25 protein-coding genes are annotated in these 23,385 nt (G+C 64.7%); 7 read left to right on the forward strand and 18 right to left on the reverse strand.

The window, feature by feature from the left end; all coding sequences use genetic code 11:
* Window positions 1–44 precede the first annotated feature (44 nt).
* The 9 genes from RAD16_RS29165 to RAD16_RS29205 all read right to left on the reverse strand — a co-directional run bounded on the left by RAD16_RS29165 (window position 45) and on the right by RAD16_RS29205 (window position 8,147).
* Complete coding sequence (locus RAD16_RS29165; protein WP_458161273.1) at window positions 45–1,217, reverse strand: phosphoserine transaminase; 1,173 nt, start codon at window positions 1,215–1,217, stop codon at window positions 45–47.
* Between the two features lie 79 nt (window positions 1,218–1,296).
* Window positions 1,297–1,503, reverse strand: coding sequence for a hypothetical protein (locus tag RAD16_RS29170; RefSeq protein WP_458161274.1), 207 nt, complete (start codon window positions 1,501–1,503; stop codon window positions 1,297–1,299).
* Window positions 1,504–1,661: 158 nt separating this feature from the next.
* On the reverse strand, window positions 1,662–2,126 hold the full coding sequence (locus tag RAD16_RS29175; protein WP_458161275.1) for an N-acetyltransferase family protein: 465 nt from the start codon (window positions 2,124–2,126) through the stop codon (window positions 1,662–1,664).
* Window positions 2,127–2,144: 18 nt separating this feature from the next.
* Complete coding sequence (locus RAD16_RS29180; RefSeq protein WP_458161276.1) at window positions 2,145–2,735, reverse strand: glutathione S-transferase family protein; 591 nt, start codon at window positions 2,733–2,735, stop codon at window positions 2,145–2,147.
* A gap of 72 nt (window positions 2,736–2,807) precedes the next feature.
* Window positions 2,808–3,629 (reverse strand): outer membrane protein, encoded by an 822-nt coding sequence (locus tag RAD16_RS29185; protein WP_458161325.1) that lies wholly within the window; start codon window positions 3,627–3,629, stop codon window positions 2,808–2,810.
* 168 nt (window positions 3,630–3,797) lie between these two features.
* A complete protein-coding gene (locus RAD16_RS29190; RefSeq protein WP_458161277.1) occupies window positions 3,798–4,640 on the reverse strand; it encodes an outer membrane protein in 843 nt (280 codons plus the stop codon).
* A 258-nt stretch (window positions 4,641–4,898) separates the two neighbouring features.
* The gene (locus RAD16_RS29195) at window positions 4,899–6,146 is read right to left on the reverse strand and encodes an MFS transporter (protein ID WP_458161278.1); all 1,248 of its coding nucleotides are present in this window, start codon (window positions 6,144–6,146) and stop codon (window positions 4,899–4,901) included.
* 259 nt (window positions 6,147–6,405) lie between these two features.
* Window positions 6,406–7,752, reverse strand: a complete 1,347-nt coding sequence (gene glmM, locus RAD16_RS29200) for a phosphoglucosamine mutase (protein WP_458161279.1) — start codon at window positions 7,750–7,752, stop codon at window positions 6,406–6,408.
* 221 nt (window positions 7,753–7,973) lie between these two features.
* Window positions 7,974–8,147: a hypothetical protein gene (locus tag RAD16_RS29205; RefSeq protein WP_458161280.1), complete on the reverse strand. Its 174-nt coding sequence runs from the start codon at window positions 8,145–8,147 to the stop codon at window positions 7,974–7,976.
* Between the two features lie 104 nt (window positions 8,148–8,251).
* Here RAD16_RS29205 and RAD16_RS29210 point away from each other — a divergent pair, with 104 nt between their 5' ends.
* A complete protein-coding gene (locus RAD16_RS29210) occupies window positions 8,252–9,394 on the forward strand; it encodes an alpha-hydroxy acid oxidase (RefSeq protein WP_458161281.1) in 1,143 nt (380 codons plus the stop codon).
* Between the two features lie 258 nt (window positions 9,395–9,652).
* Here RAD16_RS29210 and RAD16_RS29215 read toward each other — a convergent pair whose 3' ends face one another.
* The 7 genes from RAD16_RS29215 to RAD16_RS29245 all read right to left on the reverse strand — a co-directional run bounded on the left by RAD16_RS29215 (window position 9,653) and on the right by RAD16_RS29245 (window position 17,203).
* Window positions 9,653–10,279 (reverse strand): hypothetical protein, encoded by a 627-nt coding sequence (locus tag RAD16_RS29215; RefSeq protein ID WP_458161326.1) that lies wholly within the window; start codon window positions 10,277–10,279, stop codon window positions 9,653–9,655.
* A gap of 92 nt (window positions 10,280–10,371) precedes the next feature.
* Window positions 10,372–10,998, reverse strand: a complete 627-nt coding sequence (locus RAD16_RS29220) for a hypothetical protein (protein WP_458161282.1) — start codon at window positions 10,996–10,998, stop codon at window positions 10,372–10,374.
* Between the two features lie 57 nt (window positions 10,999–11,055).
* Complete coding sequence (locus tag RAD16_RS29225; RefSeq protein ID WP_458161283.1) at window positions 11,056–11,895, reverse strand: shikimate dehydrogenase; 840 nt, start codon at window positions 11,893–11,895, stop codon at window positions 11,056–11,058.
* Window positions 11,896–11,949: 54 nt separating this feature from the next.
* On the reverse strand, window positions 11,950–12,594 hold the full coding sequence (locus RAD16_RS29230; RefSeq protein WP_458161284.1) for a YoaK family protein: 645 nt from the start codon (window positions 12,592–12,594) through the stop codon (window positions 11,950–11,952).
* Window positions 12,595–12,853: 259 nt separating this feature from the next.
* Complete coding sequence (locus tag RAD16_RS29235) at window positions 12,854–14,902, reverse strand: elongation factor G (protein ID WP_458161285.1); 2,049 nt, start codon at window positions 14,900–14,902, stop codon at window positions 12,854–12,856.
* Window positions 14,903–15,095: 193 nt separating this feature from the next.
* Window positions 15,096–15,578: a DUF992 domain-containing protein gene (locus RAD16_RS29240; RefSeq protein ID WP_458161286.1), complete on the reverse strand. Its 483-nt coding sequence runs from the start codon at window positions 15,576–15,578 to the stop codon at window positions 15,096–15,098.
* Window positions 15,579–16,000: 422 nt separating this feature from the next.
* Window positions 16,001–17,203 (reverse strand): pyridoxal phosphate-dependent aminotransferase, encoded by a 1,203-nt coding sequence (locus RAD16_RS29245; RefSeq protein WP_458161287.1) that lies wholly within the window; start codon window positions 17,201–17,203, stop codon window positions 16,001–16,003.
* Between the two features lie 600 nt (window positions 17,204–17,803).
* Between RAD16_RS29245 and RAD16_RS29250 the strand changes: the two genes are divergently transcribed.
* The 6 genes from RAD16_RS29250 (at window position 17,804) to RAD16_RS29275 (ending at window position 21,662) form a co-directional block, all read left to right on the forward strand.
* Window positions 17,804–18,454, forward strand: coding sequence for a glutathione S-transferase family protein (locus tag RAD16_RS29250; RefSeq protein WP_458161288.1), 651 nt, complete (start codon window positions 17,804–17,806; stop codon window positions 18,452–18,454).
* A 154-nt stretch (window positions 18,455–18,608) separates the two neighbouring features.
* On the forward strand, window positions 18,609–18,785 hold the full coding sequence (locus tag RAD16_RS29255) for a hypothetical protein (protein ID WP_326897688.1): 177 nt from the start codon (window positions 18,609–18,611) through the stop codon (window positions 18,783–18,785).
* Between the two features lie 73 nt (window positions 18,786–18,858).
* A complete protein-coding gene (locus RAD16_RS29260) occupies window positions 18,859–19,017 on the forward strand; it encodes a hypothetical protein (protein WP_458161289.1) in 159 nt (52 codons plus the stop codon).
* Between the two features lie 120 nt (window positions 19,018–19,137).
* On the forward strand, window positions 19,138–19,944 hold the full coding sequence (locus tag RAD16_RS29265) for a PAS domain-containing protein (protein WP_458161291.1): 807 nt from the start codon (window positions 19,138–19,140) through the stop codon (window positions 19,942–19,944).
* A 72-nt stretch (window positions 19,945–20,016) separates the two neighbouring features.
* Window positions 20,017–20,472 carry an N-acetyltransferase family protein gene (locus RAD16_RS29270; protein ID WP_458161292.1) on the forward strand — a complete coding sequence of 152 codons (456 nt, stop codon included), beginning with the start codon at window positions 20,017–20,019 and terminating at the stop codon, window positions 20,470–20,472.
* A gap of 248 nt (window positions 20,473–20,720) precedes the next feature.
* The gene (locus RAD16_RS29275; protein WP_458161293.1) at window positions 20,721–21,662 is read left to right on the forward strand and encodes an aldo/keto reductase; all 942 of its coding nucleotides are present in this window, start codon (window positions 20,721–20,723) and stop codon (window positions 21,660–21,662) included.
* Window positions 21,663–21,692: 30 nt separating this feature from the next.
* On the opposite strand, the gene RAD16_RS29280 is transcribed toward RAD16_RS29275, so the two are convergent.
* Window positions 21,693–22,016, reverse strand: a complete 324-nt coding sequence (locus RAD16_RS29280) for an antibiotic biosynthesis monooxygenase family protein (protein ID WP_458161294.1) — start codon at window positions 22,014–22,016, stop codon at window positions 21,693–21,695.
* A 151-nt stretch (window positions 22,017–22,167) separates the two neighbouring features.
* Window positions 22,168–23,385: a DUF1501 domain-containing protein gene (locus RAD16_RS29285; protein WP_458161295.1), complete on the reverse strand. Its 1,218-nt coding sequence runs from the start codon at window positions 23,383–23,385 to the stop codon at window positions 22,168–22,170.

The raw sequence follows: 23,385 nt of genomic DNA on the forward strand, positions 1-23,385 counted from the left end.
CAGGCCGTGCGGATTAGTCCGCACGGCGTCAGCTCACGGCGTTGTCAGGCGGCTTTCGCCAGCGTGGCCTTGGTCTCGGCGAAGGCCCAGTCGATCCACTGCGTCAGCAGCTCGACATCCTTCGCTTCAACGGTCGCGCCGCACCAAATGCGCAGGCCGGCCGGCGCATCGCGGTAGTAGGCGAAGTCGTAGCCGGCGCCTTCCTTCTCGACCAGCGCGACCAGCTTCTTGGAGAAGTCGGCCTGTGCGTCGTCCGAGAGCGAGGTGATCGCGGGATCGGTGAACTTCAGGCACACCGAGGTGTTGGAGCGGATCGCCGCGTCCTTGGCCAGAAAGTCGATCCAGGGCGTCTTCGCCTTCCAGTCGGCGAGCACCTTGGTGTTGGCGTCGGCACGCGCAATCAGCGCCTTCAGGCCGCCGATCGACTTGGCCCAGTTCAGCGCATCGAGATAGTCCTCGACGCAGAGCATCGACGGCGTGTTGATGGTCTCGCCGACGAAGATGCCTTCGTTGATCTTGCCGCCCTTGGTCATGCGGAAGATCTTCGGCAGCGGCCACGCCGGCTTGTAGGTCTCGAGCCGCTCCACCGCGCGGGGCGACAGGATCAGCATGCCGTGCGCGGCTTCGCCGCCGAGCGCCTTCTGCCAGGAGAAGGTGACGACATCGAGCTTGGCCCAGTCGAGCGGCTGCGCAAACGCGGCCGAGGTGGCGTCGCAAATGGTCAGGCCTTCGCGGGTCGCGCTGATCCAGTTGGCATCAGGCACGCGCACGCCGGAAGTGGTGCCGTTCCAGGTGAAGACGACGTCGCTCTTGGGATCGACCTTCGAGAGGTCGGGAATCTCACCGTAAGCCGCGTTCAGCTTGGTGACGTCCTTGAGCTTCAATTCCTTGACGATGTCGCTGACCCAGCCCTCGCCGAAGGATTCCCAGGCGAGCGTGGTGACGGGCCGCGCACCGAGCAGCGACCACAGCGCCATCTCGACCGCGCCGGTATCGGACGCCGGCACGATGCCGATGCGATAATCGGCGGGCACTTCAAGCACTTCGCGCGTCAGATCGATCGCGAGCTTGAGCTTTGTCTTGCCGACCTTCGCGCGATGCGAACGGCCGAGCGCTGCGTCCTTGAGATTTTGGGCGTTCCAGCCGGGGCGCTTGGCGCAGGGGCCGGAGGAGAAATGCGGCACGGTCGGCCGCGAAGCGGGCTTCGCTACAGTCATGATCTACCCTTCCAGATAGTAAGCCTCCCGTTGGGGGGAGGTGTCCCGCCGCGGCTGATACGGGAAACGGGAAGAGTCGTCAAGGAAGTTCCGGGGCCTCACGCGCGAGTGATGGCGTCTCCGGTGCGATATCAGGGGATTCGACAACGGCGAGTGCGTTCAGCAAGTCCGTGGCATCGCTGATCAATTGCGCTGCACGACGGCGGCTGCCGACTTTCAAAATGCATTTGTCATTGGCCTGCACAACGTAGTCGTTGCCGACCTTGATCATGGAATAGCTTGTCATCGAAATCCCCGAACCGACCGAGCCCGGTTTCAGACGCTGGCGTAGCACCGTTCGTTCCTGGTTCCACGTGAACGACGGACGGGTAGTTTATCAGCTCTTAAGATGAACGAACGCGCGATCCGATTTCCTTGATCGCGCAACGCTCGCGGTGCGCTGCTTCAAAAGCGGACAGTCATGCCGACGTGGCTCGATGCAAATCCGAGCCGCTTGTAGAAGCGCTGCGCATCCGTTCTGCTCGCATGCGTCAGTAATTCGACCAGGATGCAACCGCGCGCTTTCGCTTCCGTCACCGCCCATCGCACCAATTGCTCACCGATGCCGCGGCTGCGGCAATCGGAAGCAACGCGCACATCCTCGAGCAGACCGCGGATGCCGCCTTGCGAGCTGATGCCCGGCAACACCGCGAGTTGCAGGCAGCCGACTACCCTGCCCTCGCTCTCGGCAACCACGAGCGTGAGGTTCGGATCGCGTTCGACGCGCGCAAAGGCTTCGTAATAGACGGCAGGCAATGGATCTTCCAAGCGCTCGCGGGCGCGCCCGAGATGATCGTCGGCGAGCATCGCGATCATCGCGGGGACGTCCTCGCGACGCGCGGGACGGATCGAGACGGACTTATCGTTCATACTGGGAAACTCCAGAAGTCAGCGCGCCGGCGGCAGGCCAAGATAAGCCTCGGCCTCGCCGATCCAGCGGCGGATGGCCGCATAGCGGCCGAGATCGAAGCCGCCTTCGTGCGCCACGCGCGTATAGGCGAGCAGCGAGACGTCGGCGAGCGAAATCGCTTCGCCGGCGAAGAAACGGCTGGCCGCCAGATGCTGCTCCATGCGGTCGAGCGCCGCATAGCCGCGCTTGACCTTCTCCGGATCGAGCTCGGATGCGTCCTTGCCGAGATAGACGAGCTGGAAGCGGCACACCGCGATGTAGGGCTCGTGGCTGTACTGCTCCCAGAACAGCCATTCGTCCATCTTGGCCGCGGCAAAGGCGTCGCGCGGGATCAGCGCGCTGTCGCGGGCGAGATAGCGGATGATGGCGTTGGACTGCGCCAGCGTGCGGCCGTCATCGAAGGCGACGGTCGGCACCTGACCGGCGCTGTTCATCGCCAGAAATTGCGGCGTACGCGTCTCGCCCTTGCGGGTATCGACCTCGATCCACCGGTAGGGCGCCGCGAGCTTGTCGCAGACCCACTTCACCTTCTGACAATTGCCGGAATTGCTATCGCCGAAAATCTGCATTGCTGCCGCCCCGCTGGGCGACAGAGCATCAGGACGCAGCGGCGCTGTCAACCGCGACGCGGCGAACCGGCGTCAGAATTTGTAGCCGAGGCCGGCGCGAACGGTGTTGATGCTGGTGTCGACCTGGGAGGTGAAGCGAATGTATTCCCACTCGGCCCGCATGAAGAGGCCGCCAACCAGGTTGACGTCCACGCCAAGACCGGCCGTGTAGCCGTAGATCAGGTGATTATGCTGGACATCGTTCGCCGACAGCGGCTGCAACGGTATCCACGTCGTTCCGTTGGTGCTGATCGTATCGGTGACCAGGACCGAATGCGAGATGTCGGCCTTGCCAAGCGCGAGCCCGCCGAACATGTAAGGCAGGAAACAACCCCAGGCATAAGCCGCGCGTCCCCGGAACGTCGCCAGATCCGAGATCGCTATCTTGGCTGATGACGTTACCGCAACATCGTGAAAGGCACCGTCGGACAACGTGGTGCCGCTGACGAGCTCCTTGAATGCGCTGGATGAGCCGCCATAGGAGCCGTGCAGGTAGCTCACTTCAAGACCATAGACGACGTCTTCCCACTGCGCATTGTAGCCGAAGAAGGCACCGTAGCCGGCGGAGCGGCTCGATTGCTTGCCAAGCCCGAGATTCCATTGCGAGACCTGCATCTGCTGGATGACGTTATGGTCGAGCAAGGCAGCGAGCATGTTGCTGTTTGTGCCGCTGAAGTTTTCGTCCGAGGATCCGTAGCCGCCCTGACCCCCGACATAGAAGCCCTGCCAGTTGACATTGGAATTGCTCAGGCCGTCGGTGAAGCTGCCGCGCAGGATCGGCAGGTCAGGCATATCGGCCGCGTGCGCGGCAGACGCCGTCCCCAACATCACCGCCGCCAACAAAAGCCCACGCATTCGCAACGCTCCATCGAACTCGAACTGTGTCGTGATCATGGCTCGTTAACCTTAACCAATGGTTGCGCCGGAGCCTTTCGTCGCCGCCGAGCAATGAAAAATACGCAAAGCAAAACGGCGCGGGATGATCCCGCGCCGTTAAGACAGATGAAGCGATGGCGCTGACGATCAGCCCTTGGTGACGAGCGGCGGCGGCACGTAGGCGGGCGGGCTGTTGAGATCCCAGCGCACGCCGAGCTTCAGGTCGTGCGAGGTGAGCTCCTTGAGCTTGATCGAGCTCGGGCCGGACGCGCTGTTGTCGAACAGGCGGTAGTTTCCGGGCGCGGCATCGCCGAGGTTCATGTAGCTGTAGGCCAATTCGACCGTGAAGCCGGGGTTGACCTTGTAGGCGAGACCGGCGTGAGCGGCCCAGGCGAAGTTCCACTTTCCGCTGTCGGCGAAGTAGGCAACGCTGGCGCTCGGGGTCGGAGTCAGCGCGGCGAGATAGGCAATACCGTCGTCGCGGAAGCCGCTGATCTTGTTGTAGGAGCCGCCGATACCGGCGCCGATGAACGGGGTGACGCACCACCAGGTGCCGAGATCGACATAGGCGTTGGCCATGACGACCCACTCGGACTTGCTGCCGGTGAAGTTGTCGGAACCCACGAAGCCGGGCCCAATGACGTTGTCTGCACCGTGCAGGTTGGCCTTGCCTCGGTACTGGCCGATCACGTCGGCGCGGAACCAGTTGTTGAAGCGATAGCCGACACCGAGGTCGAACAGCGGGGACGAGTCGAAGCCGAGTCCCTCGGTCGTCTTCGTAAAGCCAGGCGCCACGGTGCCCTCGATGCTCTTGGCGCGCTGGTTGGTCATGCCGATGTCGCCACGGAGATACCAGCCGCCGAAGTCGGCGGGCGGAGCCGGCGGCGCGTACATCGGAGGGGGCGCTGCGATCGGCATGTCGGCGGCAAACGCCATCGACGAGATCAGTGATGCCGCACCCGCGGCAACGAGAGACTTAACGCTACGCATTGGCTTCGTCCTTATGGCCGGTGAGGCAAAATACGAGCGCCTCACGTTCTGGAAACTCACGGGCGGACGATGCCAGCAAATGCTTAAGCGCCACTTAACCCTAATTTTTAAGGTTGATTTTTTCTCACCGCACACGCGGTTGCAGCGGAAGCGTTGCAAAAAAGCGGCAGCCAGGGCTTCCCGCTCCGATGAAATCGGAACGGAAGAGCCGCAATTCCTAACGATTGATGAAGCCGCAGTGCAGCCAAAGAGGTTTTGTTAACGCGCGTGCTGCGGCAGCTTCGGCAGGAACACCGCGAGCAGCCCGATCGCCGGCAGATAGGCGCAGACCCGATAGACGAACTCGATCGAGGTGTGGTCGGCGAGCTTCCCGAGCACGGCCGCGCCGAGCCCCCCGATGCCGAAGGCGACACCGAAGAACACGCCGGAGATCATGCCGAAGCGGTGCGGCACCAGCTCCTGCGCGAACACGATGATCGACGACGTCGTCGAGGAGATGACGAGGCCGATGATCACTGACAGCACCGCGCTCGCATAGAGGCCGGCATAGGGCAGCGCGAGCGTGAACGGCAGCGCGCCGAGGATCGAGATCCAGATCACGATCTTGCGGCCGAAGCGGTCACCGAGCGGTCCGCCGAAGAACGCGCCGACCGCATTCGCGGCGAGGAAGATGAAGAGATAGATCTGCGCGGTCTGCGTCGACACGCCGAAGCGGTCGATCAAATAGAAGATGTAATAGCTCGACAGGCTCGAGACGTAGAGCTGCTTCGAGAACAGCAGCGCCACGAGAACGAGGAGTGCAACGCCGACGCGGCGCGAACTCGGCGCATCCGGATGAGCCTGCACCGCTACCGTCTTCTTCGCCTTGATCTGCGGCGCGTACCAGCGGCCGATACGCCAGAGGATGACGATCGCGAGGAACGCGATCGAGGAGAACCAGGCGATGCTGCCCTGCCCGAACGGCACGACGATCAGCGCTGCGAGCACCGGTCCCATCGAGGTGCCGAAACTGCCGCCGAGCTGGAACACCGATTGCGCAAAGCCGTAGCGGCCGCCGGAGGCAAGCCGCGCGATGCGCGCCGATTCGGGGTGAAACACCGCCGAGCCGAGACCGACGAAGGCGGCGGCAACGAGGATGACCAGATATTGGTGCGCGGCGCTGAGCAGGAGCAGGCCGAAGAAGGTCGAGGCCATGCCGATCGACAGCGAATAAGGCTGCGCCTTCTTGTCGGTGTAGTGCCCGACCACCGGCTGCAATAGCGAGGCCGTGAACTGGAAGGCCAGCGTGATCATGCCGATCTGCGCGAAATCGAGCGCGTAGGTGTCCTTCAGGATCGGATACACCGAGGCGATCAGCGACTGCATGGTGTCGTTGAGGAAGTGCGAGAAGCTGATGCCGGCGAGCACGACATAGGCCGGCCCCGCTGCCTTGGCGACGGGCGCCACGTCGGCGACGACGACGGGCTCGGTCAGCGTTTCCTCTGAGACGACGACTGGCTTGTTCACGGCAGCATCCCGGCGCGGCAGATCGCCGCGACCTGCTCATTACGATGCAGGCAGCGGCCGGGCCACCGCCAATCGGCCATGGCTGGGATGCGCGGGTCCAGACTCACTGCGAGCGCCGGAATCGTACGAGACCGAGGTCGGGGATAGCCGAGCTGGTAGCCCGGATGGAGCGCAGCGTAATCCGGGAGCCCAATCATCCGCACTGTCCCGGATTTCGCTGCGCTCCATCCGGGCTACGATCCTTCGCTCAGCGATGCCCTCAGGCCGCCGCAGCGTGGCCCAGCGCGGAGACGATGGTGTCGACGACGTCCTCGACCAGGTTGCGGTCCTCGCCCTCGCCCATGACGCGAATCACGGGCTCGGTGCCGGAGGAGCGGATCAAGAGGCGGCCGTGGCCGTTGAGACGCTTCTCGCCGTCGGAGATCGCCGACTTGACCTCGGAATCATCGAGCGGCTTGCCGCCCTTGTGGCGGACGTTCTTGAGGATCTGCGGCAGCGGATCGAAGCGGTGGCACACTTCCGACACCGGACGGCGCGACTTCTGCACCACCGCCAGCACCTGCAGCGCGGCCACGAAGCCGTCGCCGGTGGTGGCGTAGTCGGACAGGATGATGTGGCCGGACTGCTCGCCGCCGAGATTGTAGCCGCCGCCCAGCATCTGCTCGAGCACGTAGCGGTCGCCGACAGGCGTGCGCACGAGATCGAGCCCCTGCCCTTTCAGGAAGCGCTCGAGGCCGAGATTGGACATCACGGTCGCGACGATGCCCGGACGCGAGAGGCGGCCGTCTTCCTTCCAGCTCTGCGCGATCACCGCGAGCAGCTGATCGCCGTCGACGACATGACCGCGCTCGTCGACCAGGATGACGCGATCGGCGTCGCCGTCCAGCGCGATGCCGATGTCGGCGCGCATCTCGCGCACCTTCCGCGACAGCGCTTCCGGCGAGGTCGAGCCGCAATCCTTGTTGATGTTGAAGCCGTCGGGCTCGACGCCGATCGGCACGACGTCGGCGCCCAGCTCCCACAGCGCTTCCGGCACCACCTTGTAGGCGGCGCCATGGGCGCAATCGATCACGACGCGCAGGCCGTCGAGCGAAAGGTCGCGCGGCAGCGTACGCTTGGCGAATTCGATGTAGCGGTCATGCACGCCGTCGATACGGCGGGCGCGGCCGAGGCTCGCGCTCTGGGCAAGACGCTTCTCGATGGGCTCGTCGAGCAACTGCTCGATCTGCTTCTCGACGTCGTCGGACAGCTTGAAGCCCTGCGGGCCGAACAGCTTGATGCCGTTGTCCTCGAACAGATTGTGCGAGGCCGAGATCATAACGCCGAGATCGGCGCGCATCGATTTGGTGAGCATCGCGACCGCCGGCGTCGGCATCGGGCCGACCAGCAGCACGTCCATGCCGACCGAGGTGAAGCCCGCGACCAACGCGTATTCGATCATGTAGCCGGACAGGCGGGTGTCCTTGCCGATCACGACCCGATGGCGGTGCTCACCGCGCTGAAACGCAAGGCCAGCGGCCTGGCCGACCTTGAGCGCGAGCTCCGGCGTGATCAGTCCGTTGGCGCGGCCCCGAATCCCGTCCGTCCCGAAATATTTGCGGCTCATAATCGTCCCCCAAGCAACAACCAGGAATCCCCACGACAACCTCCGGGTGCCCGAACGGGCCCCGCATCCCTGATTTGCTGAGGGTCTTATAATGCCAACGCGGCTAACTTGGCTTCAAGAAATATGATAAATCATTACGGAACCGGGGGCGCCCCCGCTCCGGTAACCTATTGTTAACGCTATATTTCCCGCCGGATCGCCTGGAACACGGGTAATTTGGGCTAATCCGAACGCTTCACATGGCCATCGCCGCGGCTCGGGGCGGGCTGGGTGACGTTGACGGGATCGGAGCCCGGAAAGGTCTCTTCCAGGCCCTCCTCCAGCGCGTCATCGAGATCCTGCTTCTCCTTGATCTCCTCCGGCGTCGGCTGGCTGTGCGGCCTCGCGCTGTTCATGGCGCTGTCCTTTCAAACGATTTGGCTGTGCATCCAACCATGCTAGATGACCCCTCAATCTTCCGATGCAAGACGCTTGATGCAAGACGGGCCGGGGAACATCCATGAAGCATATCACCTGTATCGACGACCTTCGCGCACTGCACAAGCGCCGCGTGCCGAAGGCGTTCTTCGATTATTGCGACCGCGGTTCCTATGCCGAGGAAACGCTGCGCGCCAACCGCGAGGACATGCAGAACATCAAGTTCCGCCAGCGCATCCTGGTCGACGTCTCCAAGCGCGACACCTCGACCACGATCCTCGGCGAGCCCTCGACCATGCCGCTGATGCTGGCGCCGGTGGGCCTGCTCGGCATGCAGCATGGCGACGGCGAGATCCACGCCTGCCGCGCGGCGCAGGCCGCCGGCATCCCGTTCACGCAATCGACGATGTCGATCTGCTCGATCGAGGACATCGCCGCCAATGTCGAGAAGCCGTTCTGGTTCCAGCTCTACGTGATGAAGGACCGCGGCTTCATCAAGGCGCTGATCGAACGCGCAATCGCCGCGAAATGCTCGGCGCTGGTGCTGACCGTCGATCTCCAAGTGATCGGACAGCGCCACCAGGACATCAAGAACGGCATGACGGTGCCGCCGGAATGGTCGCTGTCGAAGCTGATCGATTTTGCCACCAAGCCGGCCTGGGTCTCGGGCGTGCTGCAGGGCAAGCGTCGCACCTTCGGCAATCTCGCCGGTCACCTGAAGGTCAGCGACGACATCACCTCGCTGTCGACCTGGATCAATTCGCAGTTCGACACCTCGTTGAACTGGAACGACATCGACTGGATCCGCTCGATCTGGCCGGGCAAGCTGATCCTGAAGGGCATTCTCGACGTCGAGGACGCCGAGCTCGCCGCGAAAACCGGTGCGCAGGCGCTCGTGGTCTCCAACCATGGCGGCCGTCAGCTCGACGGCGCACCGTCCTCGATCGAGGTGTTGCCCGAGATCGTCGACGCCGTCGGCGACAAGATGGAGATCATGTTCGACGGCGGCATCCGCTCCGGCCAGGACGTGATGCGCGCGCTCTCGCTCGGCGCAAAGTCCTGCATGATCGGCCGCGCCTATGCCTATGGCCTGGGCGCCGGCGGCCAGGCCGGCGTCGCCAAGGCAATCGACATCATCCACAAAGAGCTGCTGACCACGATGGGCCTGTGCGGCGTCAACCGGATCGACGAGATCGACGATCACATCATTGCGGCTGCGCCGTAGGTTCTTAACCTCTCCCCGCCCTTCTGCGGGGAGAGGTCGGATTGCCCCCGGCGATGCAAAGCATCGTCCGGCGCAATCCGGGTGAGGGGCAAGGCACACTGGTGCCAGGATGAAGGCGCCTCCGACTCCGCCGATGATCGTGGAGCTTGCCGTCCAATACACCATTGAAAGTCGGATCCGCGGAGACAGCCCCTCACCCCACCCTCTCCCCGTAAGAACGGGGCGAGGGAGTGAGAGAGCTACACGTCCTTCACAGCCTCACATCGGCGGCGTAATTCCGTCCCGGCCGACATTCACCCGGTTCGCCTCCAGCGAGCCGTCATCCTTCTTCGCCGCGCCGAAGATGATCAGCTTGGCGCCCGGCTTCACTTCCGACTTGTCGCTGGCGATGAATGTGACGATCGGCGTCTCCGGCGGCACCACGACTTTCTTCTCGCCGTCCTTGTACTTCACCGTGATGTTCTGGCCGTCGGTGCCCTTCACCGTCTGCGCCACGGTGGCGTTGGTCATGGTCGAGTTGGCGCGGGCGTCCCAGGGGCGGAAGCCTTCGGCGGCGCCGCGCTGGTTTTCGGGGAAGATGTGGACGGCAATGGCCTTCTGCGTGCCGTCAGGCTCGGGCATGGCGGTGACGCCGATATAGGAACCTTCCTTGATCTCCGACAGCTGTGTCTTCACGACGGCAAAGACCGCGACATTGTCGGTCATCCGCACCTTCACATCGCTGCCTTCGCGGGTCTTGATGCCGAGCGTGTTGCCGTCGACGCTCTCGATGGTGCCGCGGATGCGGACCGTCGGCGCCTGCTGCGCCGATACGGATGACGTCACGATGCAGGTCATGAAAGCTGCCACGACGGCGCGTGGCATCCAGGTATTCAGCTTCGACATGTTCAGCTTCGACATGGCCTTGTCCCTCCAGGGCGTTGCGGTGGTCAGACACGGCAACCCCGCCTGACCACCGCTATTCCCTGGTCGGCCGATCACATCGGCGGGGTCAAGCCGTCCCGGCCGACGCTGACGCGGTTGGTCTCGAACGAGCCATCCGGCAGCTGCTTCATAAAGGCGACGACCTTGGCGCCGGCCTTGAGCTCGGACTTGTCGCCGGGCACGAAGGTCACGACAGGGGTGCTGTCGGGAACGAACACCTTCTTCTCGCCGTCCTTGTATTTGACCAGCAGCGTATGGCCGTCATTGCCGACGACGCTCTCGGACACGGTGGCGTTGGTCATGCTGGAGTTCGGCTTGAGGTCATAGGGCCGCGAGCCCTCGCCGGTGCCGCGCATGCTTTCCGGGAAGACATGGACCTCGACGGCGTTGTTGCCGCCATCCGGACCCGGCACCGTGGTGGCGCCCACGAAGGAGCCGACCTTGATATCGGCGAGTGAAATTTTGGTAACGCCTGAGACGTTCACGTCAGGGGCAATGCGCAGCTTGACGTCCTCGCCGCTGCGCGACTTGACCTGCATGGTGTCGCCATTGACGCTCTCGATCGTGCCGCGCACGCGCGTCGGCACCGGCGCCCTTTGTGCGAACGCCGCAAGGGTCGACGCGGCCACCAGCGCGACGGCGATGAGCGGGCGTGTGAAAGTTGCTCGTTGAATAGTCATAGACGGTCTCCGATTGTCCCCACGAAGGGAGAACGCCGGAGATCGCACACTATTCTCTCAAGTCTTTGTGAGATCGGCCTCGACCAGGGCGCGCAGCTCAGCCGTGACCTGAGGCCTCTGGCCGAACCACAGCTCGAAGCCGCGCACCGCCTGGTGCAAGAGCATGCCGAGCCCGTCGGCGGTCTTCAGACCGCGCGCCTTTGCAGCTGCGAGCAGCGGCGTCACCAGCGGGACATAGACGAGATCGGCGACGACGGCCGCGTCCGGCAGGCGCACCACGTCGACATCGGGCGCGGGCTGGCCGTGCATGCCGAGCGAGGTCGTGTTCACGAGAAGTTTTGCGCGCGGCAGCACGTCGCCGATCGCGTCCCACGTAACAGGATGCACGTTCGATCCGAACTGTCTTGCAACAGTCTCGGCCCGCGCGATGGTGCGATTGGCGAGATGGACGCGCTTGACCCCGCGTTCGAGCAGGCCGAACACGACCGCGCGCGAGGAGCCGCCGGCCCCCAGCACCAGCGCTTCGTCCGCCTTGTCCCAGCCGGACGCACTGGCATCGAGATTGCCGATAAAGCCCTCGACATCGGTGTTGGTCGAGCGCAGCTCGCCGTTCGCGAACCACAGCGTGTTGGCGGCGCCGACCGCCTTGGCGCGCGCGTCGGGCGTGGACAGCGCCAGCACGGCTTCCTTGTGCGGAATGGTGACGTTGGCGCCGGCGAAGCCGCGCAGCGACAGCCGCAGCACGAAGTCGCGCAGATCATCGGGCGGCACCGCCTCGATGACATAGCCGCCCTCGATCCCGAGCGTGCGCAGCCAGTAATGATGGATCAGCGGCGAGCGCGAATGCGCGGCCGGCCATCCGATCAAGCAGGCGGCGGGCGTCCTGGGCGCGGTCATCTTGTCCTCTGGCGTCACGTTGGAGGCGATCCATTTCGCGTCCCGCAGGCTCTGTCAAGCGCGCGAGCGCCGCATCGCCAGGGCCACCATCGCAGCCAGTGCCAGCGCCGCGCCGGCGGCGAACCAGATCGAGGCAAGATTGATCCTGACATAGACCAGCGCGCCGGCCGTCGAGCCCGCAACCAGTGCCGCCCACAGGAACAGGTTCGGCGCCCAGCTCCAGCGTGGCCCGCCGGTGAGGCTCACCGCGAGCAGCTGGCCGACCTTGACCAGCGCGCCCGTGACGTAGGTGAGGCCGAGCCCGGCGCCGCCGTCGATCTGGAACACGGCATTCTCCAGGCCCATCGCAAGCACGATGCCCGCGATCGCAAGGTTCGGCAGGCCGTAGGCATGGCACAATCCGGCGCCGGCCAAAAGCAGGGCTTCGATGAGCAGCAGCCAGGGCTGCCGCTCGGCACCGCCGCCGAGAACGACGAGGCTGCCGACGGCCGCGCCTGCCACGAACAACGCGATCAGGCCGAGCGCGCCGGCCGCCTGCCACCACTGGGTTTCAGCAAGGCTGACGCCGAGGCGGGTGGAATTGCCGCTCATGAAGGAGACGAACAGGCCGCCGAGATGCAGGAAGCCGATGCCGTCGACATAGCCCGCAAGCATGCTGAGCGCGCAGGCCAGCGCGATATTGCGACCCGAATTGAGCATTGCGATCCACCACCGCCGTGACGCGGCAGTGTCGATCAAATCTTTCGGCTTGAGAAGTGCAGGGCATTGCGAGGAGCGCAGCGACGAAGCAATCCAGAGTCTTTCCGCTGAAAGATTCTGGATTGCTTCGCAGCGCTCGCAATGACGCGTGGAGAGAGCGCGGCTTGATTAAGTACCGCACTCAAAGAGACGGCCCTCACTCCTCCCTCTTCCCGTGAAGAACGGGGAGAGGGCGAGAGAGTGATGCGCTCCTAACAGATCACGCCGCATGCTGATGCGCGGCGATGATCTGGTCGGCTGCGCGTCCCGTGACTTCGGCCATGTGGTCGAAGGTGCGGGTGAAGCTGCCGGCACCGGCCGTGGCCGAGCGCAGCTCGACGATCAGCTCGCCGATCTCCGCTTCCGGCATCATGGCACGAACGCAGTCCCAGCCACTCCAACCGTCGCGCGTGTCGAAGCCGAGGATCTGGCCGCGCCGCGCCGACAGGATCGCGTTGATCTTGGCGGTGGCATCGGTCGGACAGACGATCTCGACCACGTGGATCGGCTCCAGCAACACCGGCTGGCATTGCGGCAGGCCTTCGTTCAATCCGATCCGCGCCGCCGTGCGGAAGGCGAGATCGGAGGAGTCGACGCTGTGATAGGAGCCGTCGGTCAGCGTCACCTGCACGTCGGTGACGGGGAAGCCGAGCGGGCCGCGCGTCAATCCGTCGACGACGCCTTCTTCCACCGCCGGAATGTAGTTGCGCGGCACCGCGCCGCCGACCACCTTCTCGGTGAACTTGAAGCCGTCGCCGCGCGGCAGCGGCTTGATGTCGAGCACGACATCGCCGAACTGGCCGTGGCCGCCGGACTGCTTCTTGTGGCGACCGCGCTGGGTGATCGGCTTGCGGATGGTCTCCTGATAGCCGATCGCAGGCGGATGCGAGGAGATCTTGACGCCGAAGCGGTCGCACAGGCGTTCGACCTCGACGCGCAGATGCATCTCGCCCTGCCCCCACAGCACAGTGTCGTGGGTCTGGGGGTTCTGCACGACGACGAGCGAGGGATCCTCCTCGTGCAGCCGCGCCAGCGCCTGTCCGAGCTTCACATCGTCCTTGCGGTCGGTGGACGCGATCGAGATCGCAAGCACCGGCGGCGTCGGCTCTGCCGCGGTGAGCGCCGCCGGCGGCGTCTTGCCGTTCGAGACCGTGTCACCGGTCTTGATCGGGTCGAGCTTGGCCAGCGCCACCGTGTCGCCGGCGTCCGCCGCGCTACGCTTGGTGTCGTAGGCACCGTTGACGGCGAGGATACCGGAGATGCGGCTGGTGCCGCTGGAGGAGGATTGCAGCGTCGCGCCGTCGTCGAGATGGCCGGTGAGCAACCGCGTCAGCGACAGCTTTCCGCCGTGCTGCGAATGCAGCGTCTTGAAGACATAGCCAAGCGCGTCCTTGCTCTCGGGAACGCCGAGACGTTTTGCGGTCTCCGCGACGCCGGGCGCCTCGTGACGCAGCGCCTTCATCAAACGCAGCACGCCGTTTTCGCGCGCGGCGGCGCCCAGCAGCACGGGACAGATCAGCCCTTCGCGCAATTCACGCGCGAGATCATCGAACACGGCATCGCGCGGCGGCTGGATGTCCTCGAGCAGCTGCTCCATCAGCGCGTCGTCGTGATCGGCGAGCTTCTCCAGCATCGAGAAGCGGGCCTCCTTCTCGCGATCGAGATTGCCGCCTTCGAGTGCGACCACCTCGGAGGCCTTGTGCTCGCGATAGATGAACGCGCGCTCCAGCGCGAGATCGACAAACCCCTCGATCAAATCGCCCTTCCAGATCGGGATCTGGCGCAGCACCAGCGGCACGCGAGAGGCCGGCTGGAGCATCTCGAGCGTCTCGCGGATGCGCTGGCTGGCACGGTCGATCTTGTTGAGGAACAGGAAACGCGGGATCTTCAGCTCCTCCAGCTCGCGCAGGATGATCTGAAGCTGCGGCAGCTTCTTCTCGTCGGCCTCGCAGACCACGATGGCGGCGTCGACCGCGGGCAGCGCGGCGCGCATGTCGTGGGCAAATTCGACGGAACCGGGACAATCGAGGAAGGTGTAGCTGTCGCCCATGAAACTCGTGGTGGCGGCAGTGAGGCCGACGGTCATCTTGTGATGACGGGCCTCCGGCGTGGCATCGCCGACGGAAGTTCCGGCGTCCACGCTGCCAGCGCGCGGGATTGAGCCCGTTCGCGCCAATATTGCTTCGAGAAGTGTGGTTTTACCGCTTTGGAAAGGGCCCACCAGCGCAATGCACCGTGGACCTCGGGGACTTCTGACGTCTTGTCCCATTCGCCGCCTCCTTGGTGTGGAGCTCGGCCCATGATTGGGTCGGCAAACGCAGATGCTCTGCCCGTCCCCGAGATTTGGCAAGCGTCAAACGTCGCTGCGGTGCGTCGTCAGTTAGACCAAGGCTTTACGTCAGGTATTCCACCTCTCCCCCGCGGGGAGAGGTGGAGAGGCTCGTTCGCGATGACCGAACGTCTCAACGGCCCGGACGGAGTTCCAGGCTTTCGAGGCCGGCGGCGACGTTGAGGCCGACCTGGCCCTGCACGCTGAGCGGCTGGAGCGCGATCGAATTGTTGGAGCCGCCGACCAGCACGTTGCCGCCAAGGCCGACGCCGACCGAAGCGCTGCCCTGCGCGCCCGCGTAAGCGCCGGAGAGGTCGCCGGGGCCAAGCCGGTCGACCGGCGCGAACACGCCCCAGGCCAGCGTGGTTTCCTGGGTGATGCCGATGTCGAGGCCCACTTTGCGGATCGTCGCGACATAGCGGTCCTCAGGCAGGCCCTCGGCGCGCAGCACGCAGCCGAGATTGGTCACCGATCCCACGATGAAGCCAACGCTGGCGCCGCCACGGCATTCGAGCACGCCGACGCGGACCATCCGCGGCTGCTGCGCATCGCTGCTTGCGACAGAGGCAACGAGGCCGGCGGCGATGAGCCCGGCGAAGATGAACGAACGACGCATGAATGTCTCCGGCGATGAATGGGAAGCGAGCAGGGAGGGCGCGGCGCAAGCGACGCGCGATGGTCTATGCCACAAGAGTGTTGTGGGTGCCAGATCGGACACATCTAAATCGAACGCTCGGAGAGATGCCCCTCACCCCACCCTCTCAGGGCGAGCTATGCTCATCCCGCCCCCGTAAGAACGGGGCGAGGGAGCGAGGGAGCGCTGCGTCCCTTACGGCAAGATAGTTCGAACGTATGATCGGCGCGACTTAACCTCTCCCCGCCCTTCTGCGGGGAGAGGTTAAGTCGCGCAGCGATCCGGGTGAGGGGCAAGGCACAACGCCGACCAGAACAAAAGTCCATCCGACTCCGCTCACTGAACTACAAAACAAAAAGGCCCGCACGAAGCGGGCCTTTCCAATTTGCACTGTCGCGAGAAGCTTACCGCAGATTGCCGCAGAAACGCTGGATGCGCTTGCAGGCGTCTTCGAGGTCGGAGGTCTTGGTCGCGTAGGAGATGCGGAACGCCGGGCCGAGGCCGAAGGCCGAGCCCTGCACCACGGCGACGCCTTCGGTTTCGAGCAGCTCGGTCACGAAGGTCTCGTCATTGTCGATCACCTTGCCCGACGGCGCGGTCTTGCCGATCGTGCCGGCGCAGGACGGATAGACGTAGAACGCGCCCTCGGGGCGCGGGCACTCGATGCCCTTGGCCTGGTTGAGCATGGAGACGACGAGGTCGCGGCGCTCCTTGAAGACCTTATTGTTGGCGGGGATGAAGTCCTGCGGACCGTTCAGCGCTTCCACCGCCGCCCACTGCGCGATCGACGACGGGTTCGAGGTCGACTGCGACTGGATCGTCGACATCGCCTTGATGAGCTGCGCAGGACCACCGGCGTAGCCGATGCGCCAGCCGGTCATGCAATAGGCCTTCGACACGCCGTTCACGGTCAGCGTGCGGTCGTAGAGTTTCGGCTCGACCTGCGCGACGGTGGTGAACTGGAAGTCGTCATAGACGAGGTGCTCGTACATGTCGTCGGTCATGACCCACACATGCGGATGCTTGACCAGCACGTCGGTGAGCGCCTTCAGCTCGGACCTCGTGTAGGCCGCGCCGGTCGGGTTCGAGGGCGAGCACAGGATGACCCATTTGGTCTTCGGCGTGATCGCGCGCTCGAGCGCTTCGGCCTGCAGCTTGAAGCCGGTCGCGGCGGTGCAGACCACCGGCACCGGCTCGCCGCCGGCAAGCGCCACCATCTCGGGATAGCTGACCCAGTACGGCGCGGGGATGATCACCTCGTCGCCCGGATTGATGGTCGCCATCAGCGCATTGTAGAGCACCTGCTTGCCGCCGGTGCCGACGATGATCTGGTTCGGCTTGTAGACGACGCCGTTCTCGCGCTGAAACTTGCCGATGATGGCTTCCTTCAGCTCGGGGATGCCGTCGACGGCGGTGTACTTGGTCTTGCCGGCTTCGATGGCGCGGATCGCGGCCAGCTTGATGTTGGCGGGCGTGTCGAAGTCGGGCTCGCCGGCACCGAGGCCGATGACGTTGCGGCCCGCCGCTTTCAGCGCGCGTGCTTTATCCGTGACCGCGATGGTCGCGGACGGCTTCACACGGTCGAGCGCAGCGGCAAGGAAGGACATCGTCATCTCCTGACAAGCGTCGTGAACCCTTTGGCCTCACGACTCCAATTGTGGGAATACAGACACCCTAAAACGTGTGCCGCTGCACCGCAAGAAACTTCGTCCCGATCTCGCAAAAGTTTACGGATCTGGAGCGGTTCAAGGCGCGTTTTCCCGCAATTTTCCGCAACTTTGCCGCGCAAACCCCTCATATCCGGCAAGGCTTGTCCTCGGAGCAATTTTAAGCCGCTCGCGCGCCAAGAACCGACCACGAGACTGACGGCAGGCTGACGTTTGCGAGGAGGTCGCGGGCCCTTTGCAAGCCCTTTGCAAGCCGAGCCCTTTGCAAGCCATGGGCTGATCGTCAGCGCCCGCCGCGTTGACGGCCGTTCAACCGTCTCACAGCAATGCACGGCACAATGCGTCCGCGCGTTGACGCAAGCGTGAACTGAGTTGCATGGTCGCACGGAAATGATCTTCCGCGGCATTGCAGTGCGGTAGTGTTTTCGAGTTTTTCTATTGGTCAGCCCTTGCGGCGGATTCGCATCGGCATCATTGTTTAACCGCGGCGCGTGAGCAGGATGCGTTGCGCTTCCCCGTCCCAGGTTTAGAACTCCCAGAATGTACAAGCTCTATTCGATGCAACGCTCGGGCAATAGCTACAAGGTCCGCCTTGCGCTGGCGCTGTTGAACTTGCCCTACGAAGCGATCGAGGTGGACATTCTGCGCGGCGAAAGCCGCACGCCGGACTTCCTGTCCAAGAACCCGTCGGGCCAGGTGCCGCTGCTCGAGGTCGGTGACGACCGCTTCCTCGCCGAGTCCAACGCCATCCTCTGGTATGTCGCCGTCGGCACGCCGCTCGCGCCGGAGAACCGGATCGATCGTGCCGAGGCGCTGCAATGGATGTTCTTCGAGCAGCACGCGCTCGAGCCGAACCTCGGCGCGGCCTATTTCTGGCTGTCGCTGGTGAAGGGCGGCCGCGACCTGCAGACCCACGCGCTGGAGGACTGGATGGAGCGCGGCTATGGCGCGCTGCAGGTGATGGAGAATCACCTCAAGACCAATTCCTATTTCGCCGCCCGCCAGCTCACCGTCGCCGACATCGCGCTGTACGGTTACACCCACCTCGCCGACCGCTGCGACTTCGACCTGGAGCCCTTCCCGGCAATCCGGGACTGGCTGAAGCGCGTCGAGGCTGCGCCCGGCTTCGTGTCGATGGACTGGCGCCCGGCCGACATCGACGACCCCGCCAGCATCGCGGCAGGCGCCTGAAAACGGGCCGGCGTTAAGAAATACCGGGTACAACGTTAACCTTTGCCCCAATCCGGCCATTTTCGGCGCGATGGCCGCCCCAATATTGCCGGTTGAAATGGAGAAATTATTCGGCGTCGCGGGTGATTCGCTCGCACGTTGAAGGATTTAGACCATGATTCGGGCGTCCGGCACGGCAGGCTTCAAGGGCCAAACCGATACCGTTTCGTCTTCCCGGCTGACCAATGCGGTCGCGGCCTCGCTCGCCGTCGCCGCCATCTCGCTGTGCCTGATCGTCACCCTGACAGTGCTGTCGACCAAGGCAACCATGGCGATGGGCCTGCCGGTCTGATCCCCGTTTCATCCTGTAGAGCCTTCAAGGTGCCGCGCGGCCCCGCGCCGACCGGCATTGCGACAGGACGTCGATGAAATCGCCAGTGGTCATCGTTGCACTGACCCTCACTGCGGCCATCCTGGTCGCGGCCTCGCTGCTGATCTTCACCGGCATGCGCAAGAGCTCGGGCACGTCGACGCAGAATGCGCCGGCGCTGCAGCAGCGTCTCAGGCCCGTGCATTTGGTCTAAAATCATCCGAAATCTTTGCGCGCCGTCGCAAGCGTCCCTTAAGCGCACTGCACGAAATCGGATTGCACGCGCGCGGCAGTAGGTCAGTCTAACCGCCTTGCTCGTTCAGGGAGGAACGAGATGCGGTTCGGATGGCGTGCGATCTCCGGTCCGGCGCTGACGGTAGCGATCACGCTGCTGGCGATCCTGCTCGATCGCTCCGTTCACATTCCCTCGCCTGCGCCCCTGTTCGTCTGCGTCGTCGCGCTCGCCGGCGCGCTGTCGGGCTTCGCCTCGGCCATGGCCAGTGCGGCCCTCGCGGTTGCCGGCGCGGCGCTGTTCTTCGCCGGCCATCGCGGCGCGCCCTTCCATGCCAGCGCGGATCTGGTCGGCCTGCTTGCCGTGACGGCCTTCGGGACCGCAGGCATCACCGGCCTGATGCGCGAGCGGTTGCTCGCTGCGTTTGCCGCCGAGCGCAAGAACCACGCCATTGCCGCGCGGTTGTCGGCCGCGCTCGACCAGGTCGATATCGGCATCGTGCTGCTCGACGCCGAGACGCGCGCCGAATTCATCAACCGCGCTTTCCGCGACTACTTTGCGCTGCCGGACGAAATCGCCGACGGCAAGCCGCCCTTCGTCGCGCTGATGTATCACGGCCGCGACACCGGCGCGTTCGAGCTGCCTGAGGACGAGCTCGCCACCTTCATCGCCCAGCGCATGGAGGCCGTGCGGATCGGCGATGCCACGCCGATCAACATCGCCTTGCGCAACGGCGAGGTGTTGCGCTTCGTCTGCACCGTGCTGCCCGACGGCGGACGCATGCTGAGCTACACGCCGGTGACCGACCTCGTGCGCCACACCGACGCCCCGGCCAGCGCCGACTACTACCGCTCGCTGCGCGATCCCACGGGGCGCAGGCTGATCCGGTATCTCCGCGTCGCGGAGTGATGCGACTGCGCGATTGATCGCAACTCCCATCATCCCGTATGAAGGACACTTCATCGAACGCGGGATTTCCAGATGTCGCTCACCATTCGCTCCGTCACGAGGCAGGACTACGATCAATGGTTGCCGCTGTGGGACGGCTACAACGCCTTCTACGGCCGCTCGGGTCCGACCGCGCTCGCGCCCGAGATTACCAAGGTGACGTGGCAGCGCTTCTTCGATGCTTATGAGCCGGTGCACGGGCTGGTCGCCGAGAGCGACGGCAAGCTGCTCGGCATGACGAACTATCTGTTCCATCGCAGCACCACCGCGATCGAGCCGTCCTGCTATCTGCAGGACCTGTTCACGCTCGAAGCCTCGCGCGGCAAGGGCGTCGCATCAGCATTGATTTATGGCGTGTACGAGCGAGCCAAGCTTGCGGGATCGCCGCGGGTCTACTGGCAAACCCACGAGACCAACGTCACCGCGCAGAGCCTCTACGACAAGGTCGCGGAGCGCTCCGGCTTCATCGTCTATCGCAAGATTTTCTGATCCTGAGGTATTAGGCCTGTGGATAACTCGACTTGTCACCGGCGCGTAACACACCGGGATTAAGCTGCAGTTGCGTCTGATCAGGCCCCCCGTCACCGATCAAGCGCCCCAAGCGGTCCCCGTCAGTCGCCGCGTCTGACAGGGGCCGCATTTTTTTGGCCGCATGGCAGCAGCGCAGGCGGGCTTCTTGCCGGTCGAGCATGCCGCGGCCACAATGCACCGCTGCTCATCTCTGACAGGGATCTCCCATGGAAATTCGCAATCTTGGCGCCTCCGGCCTTCGCGTGTCTGCGGTCGGGCTTGGCTGCAACAATTTCGGCCAACGCACGGATTTGGAGACCTCGCGCAAGGTGATCCATCGCGCGCTCGATCTCGGCATCACGCTGTTCGACACCGCCGACATCTATTCGAACATGGGCGGCTCGGAAAACGTGCTCGGCGCCGTGCTGGGCGATCGCCGCAAGGACATCGTGCTGGCGACGAAATATTCCAAGCCGATGGCGGAGGACGGCACCAAGCAGGGCGCCTCGCGCCGCTACATCATGGAGGCCGTGGAAGCGAGCCTGAAGCGGCTCAAGACCGACTACATCGATCTCTACCAGCAGCACGATTACGATCCGCTGACGCCGATCGAGGAGAGCCTGCGCGCGCTCGATGATCTCGTCCGCCAGGGTAAGGTCCGCTACATCGGCAATTCGAACTTCCCAGCCTGGCGGATCGCCGAGGCCGAGTACGTCGCGCGCGCGATGAATGTCAGCCGCTTCGTCTCCTGCCAGGACGAATATTCGCTCGTCGTGCGTGACATCGAGAAGGACCTGCTGCCAGCGGCGCAGGAATACAAGCTCGGCCTGCTGCCGTTCTTCCCGCTCGCAAGCGGACTCCTGACCGGCAAGTACAAGAAGGGCGAGGCCGCGCCCGGCGACACCCGCTTCGGCAAGGTGGAACGGCTGCGCGACCGCTACGTCACGCCGCGCAACGAAGACATCGTCGAGAAGTTGCAGGCCTTCGCCAAGGCGCGTGGGCATTCGATGCTGGAGCTCGCCTTCTCCTGGCTCGCGGCGCGCCCGCAAGTATCGAGCGTGATCGCGGGCGCCACCCGCGTCGAGCAGATCGAGGAGAACGTCAAGGCAATCGCCTGGAAGCTCAGCGCCGAGGAGATGGCCGAGATCGACAAGATCACGCTGGGCTGATCTTGCGGCGCTGATCCCTGCGACGCGGCGCTATTTCGCGCCGCGTCCGACCGTCTGCATCACCTCAAAGCCCTCGAACTGGGGATGGCCGAGATAGAGCGGCTTGTTGTCGCCGGCCTTGTGATGGGCCGCGCGGAACGCCTCCGACTTGGTCCAGGCCTCGAACGCGGCATGGTTCGCCCACACCGTGTGCGAGGCATAAAGCGTATGGTCCTCAAGCTCGGGGCCACGCAGCAGATGGAATTCGACGAAGCCCGGCACCTTGTCCAGATGCGTGTCGCGCGTCAGCCAAACCTGCTCGAAGGCGGACTCGGAGCCCTTGGCGACGCGGAAGCGGTTCATGGCGATGTACATGGGTGATCTCTCCTGATGCTCGCCTCATCATGTCGTCATTCCGGGACGCGCCGCAAGGCGCGGGCCCGGAATCCCATTTTGCGGCAGGGCTGGTGGCTAAATGGATTTCGGGCTCGCGCTACGCGCGCCCCGGAATGACGGCGTTTGTGGGTTAGGCAACCAGCCCCTTCATCGGTCTCGCCCCCGCGCTGTCCGGAAACACTGTCTCCGCCAGCACGCGATCCGACAGACCGAACTGTCCCTGCAGCACGCCCTTGATCACCGAGCGCAGATCCGTGGTCGGCTTGAGGTCGCGGCCTTCGTAGAGGTTGGCGAGCTTGAGGCCGGGCCAGTCGGAGATGACGCGGCCGCCCTTCACGGCGCCGCCGGCGAGTAGCGCAATGGTGCCGGTGCCGTGGTCGGTGCCGTCGGTGCCGTTGATGCGCGCGGTGCGGCCGAATTCGGTGGCGACGACGACGACGGTGTCGCGCCAGCGATCCCCCAGGCCACTTTCGAATTCGGCGAGCGCGCCGTCGAGGCCGCCGAGCAGGAAGGCGAGACGGCCGACCGGGCCGCCTTCATTGGCATGCGTATCCCAGCCGTCGAAGGCGAGCGCGGCGATGCGCGGACCGTCATCGGCCGCCATCAGCTTTGCCGCGCCGCGCGCGACCTGCCGCATCTGCGCAACCTGATTGCCGGGTTTCGGCTTCATGTCGTCCCCACTCGCGGCCTTCTCGAGCTGAAGGCCTTGCGACAGCGCCGAGGCCAGCGCGGGATCGCGGTGGCGGTAGAGATCGACGAGCCGCATCGCGGTGTCGTCATCGGCCTGCGGCAGCGCGACCGGCGCCCAGCCGACGGTCGGCGCATTGCCGCGCAGCACCAGCGGCGTGGTCGGACCGACCGCAAGGGCGCTCGACACCCGCTCGCCGCGCGGCAGCGCTTCGAGCGCGCGGTTGAGCCAGCCGGACTGCACGCGGCCCGGGCCGGCATAGCCGCTCTCGAGCACGTCCTGGCCGTCGAAATGCGAGCGATCGCGATAGGGAGTCGCCACGGCGTGAATCACCGCGGCATGCATGTCGCGATACATGCGCGCGAATTCCGGCATCGCCGGATGCAGTGCGAAGAAACTATCGAGCATGATCGCGGGATGCGCGCCGTCCGACGTGAGCGCGATCGAGCCGTGCAGGCCGGCATAATCGGGGTCGCCGACCGGGGCCACGGTCGAGAGCCCGTCGAGTGCGCCGCGCAGGATCACCACGATCAATCTGGGATCGCGCCCGTCGGCCGCGCGCGCGAATTTCGGCAAGTACGCCCAGGCCGCAAATGAGGCGCCGCCGAGCAGCAAGCCGCGGCGCGAGGTGAGGAGGCGGTTCTCGACGCAGTCGATCAT

It is taken from the genome of Bradyrhizobium sp. 18BD (assembly GCF_054185225.1).